Source organism: Actinosynnema mirum DSM 43827 (assembly GCF_000023245.1).
In the GTDB taxonomy this organism is placed as follows: domain Bacteria; phylum Actinomycetota; class Actinomycetes; order Mycobacteriales; family Pseudonocardiaceae; genus Actinosynnema; species Actinosynnema mirum.
Genome location: NC_013093.1, coordinates 7595290 through 7609334, shown reverse-complemented (window position 1 = coordinate 7609334; position 14045 = coordinate 7595290). Strand labels below are relative to the sequence as shown.

Sequence of the window (14045 nt, the reverse complement as noted above, 5' to 3'; positions counted from 1 at the left end):
CGAGGTTTAACCTGAAGAGAACACAGCAGCCCAACAGCTTCTGTAGGTTCACGGCCGTCCGTCAACGAAGTTCGCCCGTAACGGTGACGCTGTGTGGGTGAGGAGGCACGGCTGTGCGCGGTCGTGGTGCAGCAGCAGTGGGTGCGGCGGTCAGCGCGCTGACGGTGCTGGCGGGTCAGGGCACTGCCCTGGCGGCCGACACCGCGGTCGCGGCGGGCCCGCTCGACGCCCCCGTCGCGTTCGGCGCGGTCGGGCTGGGTGCGGTGGGCATGGTGCTCGGCGTCATCCGCTTCTTCCGCAAGCGCGAGGTCCCGACGCCGGCGGCCGTGCCGGTGGTGCAGGTGCAGCAGGCAGTGCAGCCGACGGCGGTCGAGCCGCTGCCCGGCGACGTCAGGCCCGCCCCCAAGGCCGCCTGACCCGGCTGGGACACTTCTCCCGTGTCGGAATCAACCGCAGCAGCACCGGTCAGCCGCCCACGGGTCCTCTCCGGCATCCAGCCGACGGCGGGCTCGTTCCACCTCGGCAACTACCTCGGCGCGCTGCGGCAGTGGGTCGCGCTGCAGGACACGCACGAGGCGTTCTACTGCGTCGTCGACCTGCACGCCATCACCGTCGAGCAGGACCCCAAGGTGCTGCGGGCCAACACCCGCGTCTCGGCGGCCCAGCTCCTCGCGCTCGGCATCGACCCCGAGCGGTCCGCGCTGTTCGTCCAGTCGCACGTGCCCGAGCACGCCCAGCTCGGCTGGGTCATGCAGTGCCTGACCGGGTTCGGCGAGGCCAGCCGGATGACCCAGTTCAAGGACAAGTCGGCGCGCGCCGAGTCGGCGATCGGCGTGGGCCTGTTCACCTACCCGATCCTGCAGGCCGCCGACATCCTGCTGTACCAGGCGCACCACGTGCCGGTCGGCGAGGACCAGCGCCAGCACCTGGAGCTGACCCGCGACCTGGCGCAGCGCTTCAACAGCCGGTTCGGCAAGACGTTCCGGCTGCCGGAGCCGCACATCGTCAAGGACACGGCGAAGATCTTCGACCTGCAGGACCCGACGTCGAAGATGAGCAAGTCCGTGCCCGCGGGCGTCGTCGAGCTGCTGGAGGACCCGAAGCGGTCCGCCAAGAAGATCCGCTCCGCGGTCACCGACACCGGGCGCGAGATCGTGTACGACCCCGAGAACAAGGCGGGCGTGTCCAACCTGCTGGTGATCTACTCCGCGCTGACCGGGCGGTCGGTGGACGAGCTGGTCGCCGACTACGACGGCAAGGGCTACGGGGACCTCAAGAAGGACCTCGGCGAGGTGTTCACCGAGTTCGTGACGCCCGTCCAGGCGAAGGTCGCCGAGTACCTGGCCGACCCCGCCGAGCTGGACAAGGTGCTGGCGCGCGGCTCCGAGCGGGCCCGCGAGGTCGCGTCCAGGACGCTGGCGCGCGTGTACGAGAAGGTCGGCTTCCTGGCGGGCTGACCCCGCCCGCGCCCGAGGCCGGTTCCCGCTCGGGGACCGGCCTCGCCGCCGTTCTGCGGACCTCGCCGGAGATCGCGCGCACATCACCTGGATGCCGAGTGGCGGCTGGTCAGAGCGCCGACTAGCTTGCGGACGTGGCGGAATCGAAGCCGGACGCGGCGGAGTCGAAGATCGACCGGTTGCGCGCCCGGTACCCGTGGCTCGACCACGTGATCAGGGCGGGCGTCCGCTACACCGAGCGGTACGGCACCCACTACGCGGCGGCGGTCACCTACTTCAGCGTCCTGTCGCTGGTCCCCCTGCTGATGATCGGCTTCGCCGTCGCGGGCATCGTGCTGACCTCCCAGCCCGCGCTGCTGGACGACCTGCGCGGCGCGATCACCGAGGCGGTGCCCGGCTCGCTCGGCGACACGCTCAACGAGGTCGTCGGGCAGGCCATCGACTCCAAGGGCACGGTCGGCGTGTTCGGCCTGCTCGGCGCGGCCTACTCCGGGATCGGCTGGATCACGAACCTGCGGGACGCGCTCACCGCCCAGTGGGGCTACCCGAAGGCCGACCTGCCGCTGGTCAAGACCGCCGTGCGGGACCTGTTCGCGCTGATCGGGCTGGGGATCGCGTTGGTGGTGTCGGTCGGCATCACCGCCGTCGGCAGCGGGTTCGCGCACCTGGTGCTGCGCGGGATCGGGCTGGACGGCGTGTGGTGGGCCGAGGCGCTGCTGCGGGCGGGCACGATCGTGCTCGGCCTGGCCGCGAACTGGCTGGTGTTCCTGTGGGTGCTGGCGAAGCTGCCGCGCAAGCCGGTGTCGTGGCGCAGCGCCATGCGCGGGGCGGCGGTGACCTCGGTCGGGTTCGAGCTGCTCAAGCAGGGCGGGTCGATCTACCTGGGGATCATCGGCACCTCGCCGACCGGCCTGGCGTTCGGCCCGCTGATCGGTGTGCTGGTGTTCGCGAACCTGCTCGCGCAGTTCATGCTGTTCATGGCCGCGTGGACCGCGACGGCGAAGGAGAACGTGCTGCGCGACCCGCCTCCGCCGCCACCACCGGCGGTGATCCGGCCGGTGGTCGAGCTGCGGAAGGCTCCGACGCCCGGCGCGACGGTCGGGCTGCTCGGTGCCGGGGTGCTGATCGGGGCGCTGTTCCGGCGCAAGCGCTGAGCGGGGGAGCGGGGGGAGCGTGAGCCGGGGCGCTGAGCCGCGGTGCCGGGCTGCGGTGCCGGGCTGCGGCGATGTGCTGCGGCGACGGGCTGCGGCGGCGGGCTGTCGCGGCCGGGCGCGGCGGGGGTGCCGCGCGCGCCCGGTCGACGCGGCCTCGCTAGCGCCAGAACACCGCGACGGCGGTCTCCAGCACGACCAGGCCGCCCAGGGTCGGGGCCAGCCACGTCGCGACCTGCTTCTTGCTGAGGTTCACCGCGACCAGGCCCGCCAGCACCACCAGCAGCGCCAGCTTCACGCCCATCTTCACGACGTCGTAGTCGCGGCCGGTCAGCGGCGCGAGACCGATCAGCGCGACGCCGGTGACCAGCTGGAGCCCGCTGCCGTGCAGCCAGCCCTTGTTCAGCGGGCCGTTCGCGCCGACGCGCCGCTGGATGAAGAACATGGCCACGAGCATTCCCATGCCGAGCAGGTGCAGGAACACCAGCAGCAGGCGGACGAAGTCCACGGTGGGGCCTCCAGGTGTGGTGGGGGGGTTAGCGGCGGCGGGCTGCCAGCAGGCCGCGCGCGCCGAGCACGCCGATGATCGTGCCGAAGACCAGCGACGCGATGACGAGCACCAGGTGCACGGTGAAGAAGGCCGTCGGCCCCGAGTCCCAGGAGCGCTCGTCCTTCCAGATGTTGCGCAGGAAGTTCGGCCAGATCACCCACGACCAGACCCCGAAGGCCAGCAGGAACGCGGACATCCCTCGGGAGAGCTTCACCCGTTCAGTATCCGACGTGGTGGGTGCGACGCCCGCAACCGGGGTGGATAGCCTGGACGGGTGCGTTCCCCCGCGTCCCGAAGGTCCGCAGCCGCCTTCGTGCTGGCTGCGTGCGCGCTGCTCGCCAACGCCGCGCTCGTCGCGCCGCAGGCGGCAGCGCAGCAGACCACGTGCGAGAACAGGGTGTCGCCGCCTCCGGCGGTGGACACGTCCGAGGATGTGCCCGACGGCGCCCGCCCACCGGAGCCGCTGGAGGTCCCCGACCCGCCGATCGGGGGTGACCGGATGGGCGAGTGCGGCCCAGTGCTGCCCGAGGGGGCCCCGAGGGCGCCCAGCGGCATCACGGCCAAGACCTGGCTCGTCGCGGACATGGACAGCGGAGCCGTGCTCGCGGCCTACGACCCGCACGGCAGGCAGCGGCCCGCCTCGGTGATCAAGGTCCTGCTGGCGATGGTGGCGGCCAAGGAGCTGCCGCTGGACTCGCAGATGACCGCCATCGAGGAGGACACCGAGCAGGAGTGCACCTGCATCGGGCTGAAGGCGGGCAACACCTACACCGTCGAGCAGCTGCTCCAGTCGCTGGTCATGGCGTCGGGCAACGACGTCGCCAACGCGCTGGCCAGGCGGCTCGGCGGCCTGCCCAGCGCCATCCGCAAGATGAACGCGCTGGCCACCGAGCTGGGCGCCCGCGACACCAGGGCCATCACCCCGTCCGGGCTCGACGCCCCCGGCACCAGCACCTCGGCCTACGACGTGGCGCTGATCTTCCGCGCCGCCATGAAGTACCCCGACTTCGCCAGGGCGATCGCCACCCAGCGCATCGAGTTCCCTGCGGAGGAGGGCGGCACCAAGCCGGTCATCAACGACAACCGGCTGATGACCTCCTACGCGGGCGCCCTCGGCGGCAAGACCGGGTTCACCGACGACGCCCAGCACACGTACGTGGGCGCGGCCGAGCGCGACGGCAGGCGGCTCGTGGCCGTGCTGCTGCGCGCCCAGCAGCAGCCCCTGCGCACCACCGACCAGGCGGCGAGGCTGCTCGACTACGGCTTCTCGCTGCCCGCGAGCACCACCGTCGGCAAGCTGGTCGACGGGGCCCCGCAGGCCAAGCGGAAGGCCACGGGGGCCAACCCGACCCTCACGGAGCCCGCGCCGGGGCAGGCCGTGGACGAGGTGGGCGCCCCGGAGCCGACGTCCACCATGGGCCGCGCCTTCGGCAACGTCGGCGGGCCGCTCACGGCGCTCGCCGGGCTGGGGGTGCTCGGCGGGCTGGTGATGTACCTGCGCGCGAAGCGGGCACGGGCGGCGCGCGCGAAGCGTGCGGCGGCGGCCTCGGGGACGGCGGGGGTGACCTCGGGGGCGGCTGGCACTGGTTCGGCGGGTGCCGGTTCGCCGGGCACGGGTCCGGCGGGCGCGCCCCCGGCGGGTGTCACGGGCCCTCCGCCTCCCGGCGAGTTCCCGGTCGGCCGCCCCGCTCCGGGCCACGGCCCCGCTGGTCAGGCGCCGACCGGGCAGTCCGGTCAGCCGGGTCAGCCGCCGAGCAGGGCGAGCCGGGAGATCCCGGCGGGCCAGGTCCCGACCGGCCCGTCCGCCCCGACCCAGTGGGTGAGCACGCAGGGCCCGCAGACGGCGAAGATCCAGACCGGCACGCCGCCGGTGGCCGAACCGGGGACCCCGGCGCCGCCGGCAGACCAGGGCACGAAGGCCATCCAGCAGGAGCCGCCCGCGCAGCCCCGGACGCCGGGATCGGAGGCGGTCACCCGCGAGGTGAGGCTGTCACCGCCGTCGGACGCGACCCGCGAGCTGACCCAGTCGCACCCCGTCCAGCCCAAGCCGGAACCGGCCACCCGCGAGGTGCGGCAGCACCCCCAGCCGACCGAGCCCCAGCCCCCGGCCACGCAGCCGCCGGCCGCCCAGCCCCCGGCCCAGCCCACCCAGGCCCAGCCGCCGGTGGCGCCGCCGGGCGGCCGGACCATGCCGGTGCGCCGGGAGGGCGCCGTCCAGGTGCCCGGCTGGCCCGCCGAGCAGTTCGAGCCCGAGGAGGCGCCCGAGCGCAAGGCCCCGGCCCCCGAGCCGGACCCGAAGCCGGACTGGCCCAAGCAGGACTGACCAGGACCGCCCCTGCGGGACCACCCCGGCGCGACCGCCCCTGCGGGACCGCCATAGCGCGACCACCCCGGCGCGACCACGAGCGGCGAAGGCCCCGGAGCAGCGGCTCCGGGGCCTTCGCCGTGCTCGGGGAGCGCGGCGGTTGTGGTCAGCGGCCCCGCACCACCCCCTCAGCCCTCCGCGGCGCCCCGGAAACCCCCAGGGGGCGGCCCCGGTCCGAATCGGACCGGGGCCGCCCCCTGGAAGCTCCTCCGGCGCTCGCGCGCCTCGGTGTCACACGCGCTTGAACAGCAGCGCGCGCTTCACCTCCTGGATCGCCTTCGTCACCTGGATGCCGCGCGGGCAGGCGTCGGTGCAGTTGAAGGTCGTGCGGCAGCGCCACACGCCGTCGATGTCGTTCAGGATGTCCAGCCGCTCCTCCGCGCCCTCGTCGCGCGAGTCGAAGATGAAGCGGTGGGCGTTCACGATCGCCGCCGGGCCGAAGTACGTGCCCTCGGTCCAGTACACCGGGCACGACGTGGTGCAGCAGGCGCACAGGATGCACTTGGTCGTGTCGTCGAACCGCTCCCGGTCCGCGATGGACTGGATGCGCTCGCGGGTCGGCTCGTTCCCGTACGTCACCAGGTACGGCTTGACCGCCTTGAACGCCTCGAAGAACGGCTCCATGTCGACCAGCAGGTCCTTGTGGACCGGCAGGCCCTTGATGGGCTCGATGGTGATCGTGGTCGGCTTGCCGCCCGACGGCATGAGGTCCTTCAGCAGGACCTTGCACGCCAGGCGGTTCACGCCGTTGATCCGCATCGCGTCCGAGCCGCAGATGCCGTGCGCGCACGACCGGCGGAACGTGAGCGTCCCGTCGATGTACCACTTGACGTAGTGCAGCAGGTTCAGCACCCGGTCCGACGGCAGCGCGGGGATCTCGAAGGAGTCCCAGCGCGGCTCGTCGTCGAACTCCGGGTTGAACCGGCGGACCTTCAGCGTGACGGTGATCGCGCCGTCCGGCACCGGGGGCTGGGAGCCGCGCGAACCCGTGGAAACCTCAGCGGTAGCGGTCATCAGTACTTGCGCTCCATCGGCTGGTACCGGGTGAACGTGACGGGCTTGTAGTCCAGCCTGATCTCGGCGGACAGGCCCTCACCCTGCTTGTAGTACATGCTGTGGCGCATGAAGTTCGTGTCGTCGCGGGTCGGGTAGTCCTCGCGGGCGTGCCCGCCCCTGGACTCCTTGCGCGCGAGCGCGCCCACGACCAGAACCTCGGCCAGCTCCAGCAGGAAGCCCAGCTCGACGGCTTCCAGCAGGTCCGTGTTGAACCGCTTGCCCTTGTCCTGCACGGTGATCCGCTGGTACCGCTCCTTCAGCGCCTGCACGTCGTTCAGCGCCGTCTTGAGCGTGTCCTCGGTGCGGTACACCGACGCGTTCGCGTCCATGGTGGCCTGGAGCTCGGTGCGGATGTCCGCGACGCGCTCGTGGCCGTGCTCGGACAGGGCCAGCGCCACCTGCGCCTCGACGCCCGCCGCCGGGTTCTCCGGCAGGTCCACGTGCTCGTGCGCCAGGGCGTACTCGGCGGCGGCGATGCCCGCGCGGCGGCCGAACACGTTGATGTCCAGCAGCGAGTTCGTGCCCAGGCGGTTCGCGCCGTGCACCGACACGCACGCGCACTCACCGGCGGCGTACAGGCCGGGGATCACGTTGTCGTTGTCCCGCAGCACCTCGCCCAGCACGTTCGTGGGGATGCCGCCCATCGCGTAGTGCGCGGTCGGGTACACCGGCACCGGCTCGGTCACCGGGTCGACCGCCAGGTAGGTGCGGGCGAACTCGGTGATGTCGGGCAGCTTGGTCTCCAGGACCTCGGCGCCCAGGTGCGTGCAGTCCAGCAGCACGTAGTCCTTGTTCGGGCCCGCGCCCCGGCCCTCCAGCACCTCCAGGGCCATCGACCGGGCGACGATGTCGCGCGGCGCCAGGTCCTTGATGGTGGGGGCGTAGCGCTCCATGAACCGCTCGCCGGAGGCGTTGCGCAGGATCGCGCCCTCGCCGCGCGCGCCCTCGGTGAGCAGGATGCCCAGGCCCGCGAGACCGGTCGGGTGGAACTGGTAGAACTCCATGTCCTCCAGCGGCAGCCCCTTGCGGAACACGATGCCCATGCCGTCGCCGGTCAGGGTGTGCGCGTTCGAGGTGGTCTTGAAGACCTTGCCGAACCCGCCGGTCGCGAACACGACCGACTTGGCCTGGAACACGTGGATCTCGCCGGTCGCCAGCTCGTACGCCACGGCGCCGGTGCAGACCGGGCCGTCCTCGGTCTCGGTCATGCAGATGTCGAGGACGTAGAACTCGTTGTAGAACTCGATGCCGTGCTTGACGCAGTTCTGGTACAGCGTCTGCAGGATCATGTGACCGGTGCGGTCGGCGGCGTAGCAGGCGCGGCGCACCGCGGCCTCACCGTGGTTGCGGGTGTGCCCGCCGAACCGGCGCTGGTCGATCTTGCCCTCGGGCGTCCGGTTGAACGGCAGGCCCATCTTCTCCAGGTCGAGGACCGCGTCGATGGCCTCCTTCGCCATGATCTCGGCGGCGTCCTGGTCGACCAGGTAGTCGCCGCCCTTGATCGTGTCGAAGGTGTGCCACTCCCAGTTGTCCTCCTCCACGTTCGCCAGCGCGGCGCACATGCCGCCCTGCGCGGCGCCCGTGTGGGACCGGGTGGGGTAGAGCTTGGTGAGCACCGCGGTGCGGGCGCGCTGGCCCGACTCGATGGCGGCGCGCATACCCGCGCCACCAGCCCCGATGATCACGACGTCGTACTTGTGGAACTGCATGTCGGTGTGCTCCCGCGCCGGGTCAGTTGGTGGTGGCGATGCCGGGATCGAACGTGAACACCACGTACGTCCCCGTCACGATGATCAGGACCATCGACACGTAGAGCAGCATCTTCAGCCAGAAGCGGGTGGCGTCCTTGCGGGCGTAGTCGTTGATGACCGTCCGCAGCCCGTTGCCGCCGTGGATCTGGGCCAGCCACAGCATGGCCAGGTCCCAGATCTGCCAGAACGGCGAGGCCCAGCGGCCCGCGACGAAACCGAAGTTGATCCGGTGCACGCCGCCGTCGAGGATGTTCATGATGAACAGGTGGCCGAGCACCAGCACGAGCAGCGCCACGCCGGACAGGCGCATGAACAACCAGCTGTACAGCTCGAAGTTGTTGCGCCGCGCCGCGGGCCTGCGCGGGGTGCGGGGGCGGTCGAGAGCCAGTTCGCTCATGATCAGTGACCCCCGAACATCTCGGTGACCGTGCGGACCATCATGAAGTACGTGCCGGGGATCATGACCGCGACCCAGATGCCGAGGATGGTCCACAGCATCGCCCGCTGGTGCTTCGGGCCCTTGGCCCAGAAGTCGACCAGCATGACCCGGACGCCGTTGAGGGCGTGGTAGAGGACCGCGCCGACCAGGCCGACCTCGAAGAGGTTCACCAGCGGGGTCTTGTAGGTCTCGATGACCGCGTCGTAGTCGTTCGGGGACACCCGCACGAGCGCGGTGTCCAGAACGTGCACGAACAAGAAGAAGAAGGTCAGAACGCCGGTGATGCGGTGGGCGACCCAGGACCACATGCCCAAGTCGCCTCGGTAGAGCGTTCCGCCTCCACGGGAGCTGCCCGCCCGCCCGGTTGCGGTGGTGCCGGCCATTCACGGCCTCCAGCGTCAGTGGTGGATTGGTCCCGTGAGCCGAGGTGGGCGGGACCTTGACGCACGGGATGCTAGTCGCGCAAGAGGCAAGCGTCCCAATAGTCGGACCTGTCTGTGACTGACGAGACACGGCCTGGTGGCTTTCCGTGTTCTCCCTTACCCCACCGGAGAGTGACGGTCACCTCAAAGGTGAACGAGTCGTCGCGCGGCGCCGGAGGACCTACCGGCCCTCCGGGTCGTATTCCACCACGGGGACGCCGTGCGCGCCCGCCACCGACCGCAGCTTCGTGGTCGTCGACTTGTCCAGACCGCTGGAGGGCAGCGCCAGCCGCTCCACGTCCCGCGACAGGTCGATCCCGCCGCACACGTGCGCCGCGATCACCGGCGCGGTCGCCTGCCACACCGCGTCGTGCGCGCCCCGCTGCTCCGGCCGCTGACCGGTGGCCGCCGCCAGCACCGCGCGCGCGTGCCGCTCGCCCACCCCGCCCTCGGACAGCAGCGCGTGCAGCAGCTCCACCGGGCTCGACGTCGGCGCGCCCCGCCCCGTGTGGCTGAAGTACGCCCGCCGCCTCGCCTCCGGCTTCAGCAGCAGGTGCGCCTCGCCCCGCCTCGGGTCCGCCCGCAGCCGCAGCGCGTGCGCGTGGTCGGGGTGCACCAGCCCGGTCGCCTCGCCCACCAGCGGCCCCAGCTCCCGCCGGTCGACGCACTGCGCGTCCCACTCGTAGCGCCCCACCGGACCGACCTGCCCGCCCGGCGCGGTCCAGAACGCGAACGCGTGGTCACCGGCCAGCAGCTGCTCCAGGTGCGCCGCCTGCCGCCGCGCCCGCTCGGCCGTCGCCTGCGGCCCGGACAGGTCGAACCCGGTCTCCCGCAGCCCCTCCAGGCTCTTGCGGTCCACCCGGCGCAGCCCCGCCTCGGCGGGCACCGGCAACCGGGCCCCGCGCAGCCGCAGCGCCCCGCCCGCGTCCGCCGCCAGCACCTCGCGCGCCCGCAGCGTCACGGTGATCGGCGCGGTCGCGAACCAGTCCTCCACCCGCTCCAGCACCGCCTCGGGGAACTGGTTGCCGCACAGCGGCGACAGCCGCGCCAGCACCTCCTGCCGCAGCGCCTCCGCGCCCGTCCCGCTGCGCAGCCGCACCGACCGCAGCAGCAGGTGCTGCCGGGGCGTCAGCGCGCCCGCCGCGGGCGAGCCGGGGAACGGCACCACGTCCGGGTCGGTCGACGTCCGCCCCGGCAGGCCGGACTCGCGCGGCTGCGCCGACGAGGCCGTCGGCAGCGCCTCCCGCAGCTCCCGCAGCACCTCGGCCGCCGCCGGGGACAGCGCCAGCAGCCCGTTCTCGCCGCCCGCGCCCAACGCGTCCCGCACCACGTGCACCAGCCTGCGCAGCCGCTCCGGGCGCGGACCGGGGTCCACGTCGGCGGCCAGCGCGAACCCGCCGCGCTCCCCGACCTCCGGGCGCAGCACGCCCGCGTACACCTCGCCCCACGTCTCGGCCAGCAGCTCCGCCTCGCAGCGCAGCCGCAGCAGGTCGAACGCCTCCACCGGCGCGATGCCCGCCTGCTCGGCCACCGCGACCACCCTGGTGGCCGCCGTGGTCGCGTCCAGCGCCCCGGCCAGGTGCGCGCGCAGCGGGTCGTCCGACACCAGCGCCACGGCCAGCCGCACGACCTCCTTGCCCGCGGGCGACCCGTCGCCCTCCAGCAGCCTCGGCACGCCCGCCCGCAGCACCTGCCTGGCCAGCACCGGCTTGAGCGGCACGTCCCGCCACGCCGCCGCCATGTCCGCCGCCGCGCCGTCCACCGCGGCGGCCAGCGCCACCGCGTCGCGCTGCGGCGGCGTCAACCGGTCCACCCCGGACGCCGCCGGGATCAGCCTGCCGCCCGGCGACAACCGGGGCCTGCCGTCGAGCACGTCCGCGACCCGCCCCAGGTGCTGCGCCACGGTCTGGTCCCGGTGCCCGCGCGCGTCCGGGTCGGCCAGCGCGTCCCGCACCGCCCCCACCCGCTGCGCCCACTCCAGCACCCGGTGCGCCGCCGACGGCCCGCGCGGCGCCACCAGCCCGCCGGAGCGGATCTGCTCCAGCAGCCTGCGCCACACGCCCAGCAGCGCGTTCTCCCGCTCCAGCCCGTGCTCCAGACCCGCGACCCGCTCGGCCAGCACGACCCGCTCCGCGCCGGGCCCGCTCAGGTCGGCGCTGTGCCGACCGGCGCCCGCCACCAGCAGCGTCTCCACCCGCGCGCGCAGCGTCGTGTCCAGCAGCGCCAGCTCCCGGCGACCGGTCGCCAGCAGCGCCCTCGCCACCACCAGCCGCCGCTCGGTCGCGCTGATCGCGTGCCGCACGTCGACCGACTCGGTCGACTCCTTCGGGGCCACCGGCGCGGGGGCCACCGCGATCACCGCGCGGCGGCGGCGCTCCAGCTCCGGCGCGCCCTCGTCGTGCGCGGTCCCGGACAGGTCGTCGCCGCCGGACACCGCCCTGATCTCCGGCAGCGGCGCCGCCGACCCGGTGCCGACCAGCCTGCGCAGCTGCCGGGACACCAGCAGCCGCAGCAGGTTCGTCACCGCGTCCGCGCGGGCCTGGCCGGTCTCCATCGCGTTGCCGAACACGCCCGGCATGGTGTTGCCGTAGCCGGTCACGGTGATCCGCGCGGGCGCCAGCCCGTTCGCGTGCCGCCACACCGCCGAGTGCGCCAGGCGCAGCGCGATCGGCTCCATCGCGGCCTCCGCGCCCAGCTCCGGCACCGCCGAGCCCCTCGGGAACGCCACCGCGACCGGGCGCACCTCGGCCAGGTTGCCGTCCTCGCTGTTCGCGGGCCGCCCCGGTCCGCCGACCGCGCCGATCAGGCCCGTGCTCGCGGGCTGCGCGTCCCGGTCCTCGGCCGTCGTCGCCAGCGCCCGCGCCGCCGCCTCGGCGGCCGTGCCGCCCCGGTCGTGCAGCACCAGCGCCAGGTGCGCCACGTCCGGCACGGCGGGCGCCGAACCGGGGCCGCCGAACCGGACCGCCATGCCGTGCGCCTCGTGCAGCAGCGTTGCCAGCCGGTGCGGGGCCAGCGGCAGCTCCAGCACCGCCAGGCTCAGCTCGCCGCCCTCGGCGCGCAGCCGCTCCGCCGTCACCGCCAGCTCCTCGCCGGGCGGCACCAGCGTCGGGTGCGCGTTCGGCCGGAACCGCAGCATCGGGTTCTGCGCCATGGTCGCGGGCAGCACGGGCGTCGCCGTGCCCCGGTCGTCCACCCGGTACGCGCCGCGCTGGTGCCTGCCGGGGACCAGCGCGGCCAGCTCCCGGTCGTCCACCACGAGCGTGTCGGCGCTGCCCGCCAGGTGCAGGTGGAACGCGTCGTTCAGGTCGATCGCGGGCCGGAAGCCCTCGGTCGTGGCGACCTCGACGACGCCGCCCTCGCGCATCCGCACCCAGCCGGACGCGATCTGGTCGGCGAACTCGGCCTCCTGCGCCGCGTGCTCCTCGACGCGCGTGCTGTGCCGCTGCCGCACCCGCTCCACGGTCGCCGGGTCCAGCCCGGACAGCTCGCCGGGCGGGGCGGGGGAGAAGTGCGCGAGCAGGCCGATGGTCTCCGGGCGCGCGCCCAGGTGCAGGTCCAGGTCCGTGACGGTGCGCCCGCCCAGGCCCTCCGGGCGCACCACGGCGCCCTGGAACAGCCAGGCCAGCGCGTCCGGGTTCGCGGTCGGCACGTCGAAGCTCAGCGAGGTGTTCTTCGCCAGCGCCTGCAACCGCAGCTGGTCCACCGGCGGCACGCCGAACTCGTCGCGCAGCCGCTGCGGGGTGAGCCGCTGCTCCTGCGGCTCGTCGCCGGTGCCCCAACCGCCCTTGACCGGCTCGGTCGCGGTCGCCATCGCGCGGGTCAGGTGGTCGACCAGCCACAGGTCCGCCGGGCGCAGCTCGCCGACCGCGCTGGGCGCGGTGCCCGCGGTGTCCGGCAGGCCGAGGAAGTGGCCGACCTCGTGGGCGAGCCTGCGGCTGCCGGTGCCGGACGGCCAGGTCAGCTGGCCGGGGCGGCCCCGGTCGGTGACCACGATGCTGGCGTGCGCGGACGTGGGGCTGTCGGTGAACTCGACGGTGACGTGGAACTGCTCGCCGCCGGGCAGCCGGTTGCCCCGGTTGAACAGCTCCTCCACGCCCAGGCAGGCGCGGGCCTCCAGGTCGGGGGCCAGGGTGTCCAGGTGCAGGCGCACGGTGAAGTCGCGCACCGGGGAGCCGTCGGCGGTGAAGTCCCTGATGTCGCAGGCGATCGGGCCGCGCCACGGGTAGCCGGTGGCGCCGTCCGGGGTGGTGACCGGCACCTCCTGCGGGCCGTCGCCGTCGCCGCGCACCCAGGCGGTGGCGGGGGTGGCGGCGCGGACCTCGGCGATGGAGTCCGGCTGGACCGGGGACTCCGGGTCGAACCAGGCGGTGTTCGGCGCGGGGGGCTGGGTGGTGGGCTGCGCGGCGAAGGCGGCCGTGGGCGCGGGGGCGGCGGGGCCTGCGGAGAAGTGGCCCGAGGAGCTGAGTCCCGAGGAGGCGGGCGCAGAGGGGGTGAGCGCAGAGGGACTGAGCGCAGAGGGGGTGAGTCCCGAGGGGGTGGGCGCTGCTGGGGCGCGCCCTGCGGAGGGCGTCGTGGTGGCGCCGGTGGTGACCTGACCGGACTTCGGGAGGTGCGTGGTCGCTTGGTGCTGGCCGGACGTAGGGGTTCGGCTTCCGGCAGCCTGACGGCCCGCCGCGGCGCGTTCACCCTGTCCGGATGACGCAAGTTGCCGAGTCGGTGACTCAGCGTCAACGCCCGCGGTCGCGGGCGCCCACGGCTGGCGGGAGGGCGCGGCCCGTCCCCCCTGCGTTGTCGCGCCCGCGTCCGCCGTGCGGCGGCGCGAGCCGTGGGCGTCGGTCACCGGGGGCATTTTGC

General features: G+C 73.7%; 12 protein-coding genes. 5 read left to right on the top strand and 7 right to left on the bottom strand.

Annotated features, from left to right (window positions below):
* The first annotated feature begins 137 nt into the window (after positions 1-137).
* The 3 genes from AMIR_RS32075 to yhjD all read left to right on the top strand — a co-directional run bounded on the left by AMIR_RS32075 (position 138) and on the right by yhjD (position 2611).
* Complete coding sequence (locus tag AMIR_RS32075; protein ID WP_041837171.1) at positions 138-416, top strand: hypothetical protein; 279 nt, start codon at positions 138-140, stop codon at positions 414-416.
* Positions 417-437: 21 nt separating this feature from the next.
* Positions 438-1457 carry a tryptophan--tRNA ligase gene (gene trpS, locus AMIR_RS32070; RefSeq protein ID WP_015805154.1) on the top strand — a complete coding sequence of 340 codons (1020 nt, stop codon included), beginning with the start codon at positions 438-440 and terminating at the stop codon, positions 1455-1457.
* Positions 1458-1591: 134 nt separating this feature from the next.
* Positions 1592-2611: an inner membrane protein YhjD gene (yhjD, locus tag AMIR_RS32065; RefSeq protein WP_015805153.1), complete on the top strand. Its 1020-nt coding sequence runs from the start codon at positions 1592-1594 to the stop codon at positions 2609-2611.
* Positions 2612-2768: 157 nt separating this feature from the next.
* Here the strand turns inward: yhjD and AMIR_RS32060 are convergent, their stop codons facing one another.
* Together AMIR_RS32060 and AMIR_RS32055 are read right to left on the bottom strand one after the other, a co-directional pair.
* Positions 2769-3116 (bottom strand): hypothetical protein, encoded by a 348-nt coding sequence (locus tag AMIR_RS32060; RefSeq protein WP_015805152.1) that lies wholly within the window; start codon positions 3114-3116, stop codon positions 2769-2771.
* Positions 3117-3144: 28 nt separating this feature from the next.
* Positions 3145-3372, bottom strand: a complete 228-nt coding sequence (locus tag AMIR_RS32055; RefSeq protein ID WP_015805151.1) for an SCO4848 family membrane protein — start codon at positions 3370-3372, stop codon at positions 3145-3147.
* A gap of 60 nt (positions 3373-3432) precedes the next feature.
* On the opposite strand from AMIR_RS32055, the gene AMIR_RS41330 reads away from it, so the two are divergent.
* On the top strand, positions 3433-5481 hold the full coding sequence (locus AMIR_RS41330; protein WP_084799060.1) for a D-alanyl-D-alanine carboxypeptidase family protein: 2049 nt from the start codon (positions 3433-3435) through the stop codon (positions 5479-5481).
* Positions 5482-5754: 273 nt separating this feature from the next.
* Here the strand turns inward: AMIR_RS41330 and AMIR_RS32045 are convergent, their stop codons facing one another.
* The 5 genes from AMIR_RS32045 to AMIR_RS36460 all read right to left on the bottom strand — a co-directional run bounded on the left by AMIR_RS32045 (position 5755) and on the right by AMIR_RS36460 (position 13449).
* Positions 5755-6537 (bottom strand): succinate dehydrogenase iron-sulfur subunit, encoded by a 783-nt coding sequence (locus AMIR_RS32045; protein ID WP_015805149.1) that lies wholly within the window; start codon positions 6535-6537, stop codon positions 5755-5757.
* Positions 6537-8288, bottom strand: coding sequence for a succinate dehydrogenase flavoprotein subunit (sdhA, locus tag AMIR_RS32040; protein ID WP_015805148.1), 1752 nt, complete (start codon positions 8286-8288; stop codon positions 6537-6539). The genes AMIR_RS32045 and sdhA overlap by 1 nt, the downstream gene beginning before the upstream one ends.
* Positions 8289-8310: 22 nt before the next feature.
* Positions 8311-8727, bottom strand: coding sequence for a succinate dehydrogenase hydrophobic membrane anchor subunit (locus tag AMIR_RS32035; RefSeq protein ID WP_015805147.1), 417 nt, complete (start codon positions 8725-8727; stop codon positions 8311-8313).
* 2 nt (positions 8728-8729) lie between these two features.
* Positions 8730-9152: a succinate dehydrogenase, cytochrome b556 subunit gene (gene sdhC, locus AMIR_RS32030; RefSeq protein ID WP_015805146.1), complete on the bottom strand. Its 423-nt coding sequence runs from the start codon at positions 9150-9152 to the stop codon at positions 8730-8732.
* 220 nt (positions 9153-9372) lie between these two features.
* Entirely contained in the window at positions 9373-13449 is a 4077-nt protein-coding gene (locus tag AMIR_RS36460; RefSeq protein WP_143760984.1) for a hypothetical protein, read from the bottom strand.
* On the opposite strand from AMIR_RS36460, the gene AMIR_RS32020 reads away from it, so the two are divergent.
* Positions 13439-13786, top strand: a complete 348-nt coding sequence (locus AMIR_RS32020; RefSeq protein ID WP_143760982.1) for a hypothetical protein — start codon at positions 13439-13441, stop codon at positions 13784-13786. The genes AMIR_RS36460 and AMIR_RS32020 overlap by 11 nt on opposite strands.
* Positions 13787-14045: the final 259 nt, after the last annotated feature.

What these genes read in the sequence shown, in the direction of transcription:
- AMIR_RS32045 (WP_015805149.1), bottom strand. Translation starts at nt 6,537, where the DNA reads ATGACCGCTACCGCTGAGGTTTCCACGGGTTCGCGCGGCTCCCAGCCC.
- sdhA (WP_015805148.1), bottom strand. Translation starts at nt 8,288, where the DNA reads ATGCAGTTCCACAAGTACGACGTCGTGATCATCGGGGCTGGTGGCGCG.
- AMIR_RS32035 (WP_015805147.1), bottom strand. Translation starts at nt 8,727, where the DNA reads ATGAGCGAACTGGCTCTCGACCGCCCCCGCACCCCGCGCAGGCCCGCG.
- sdhC (WP_015805146.1), bottom strand. Translation starts at nt 9,152, where the DNA reads ATGGCCGGCACCACCGCAACCGGGCGGGCGGGCAGCTCCCGTGGAGGC.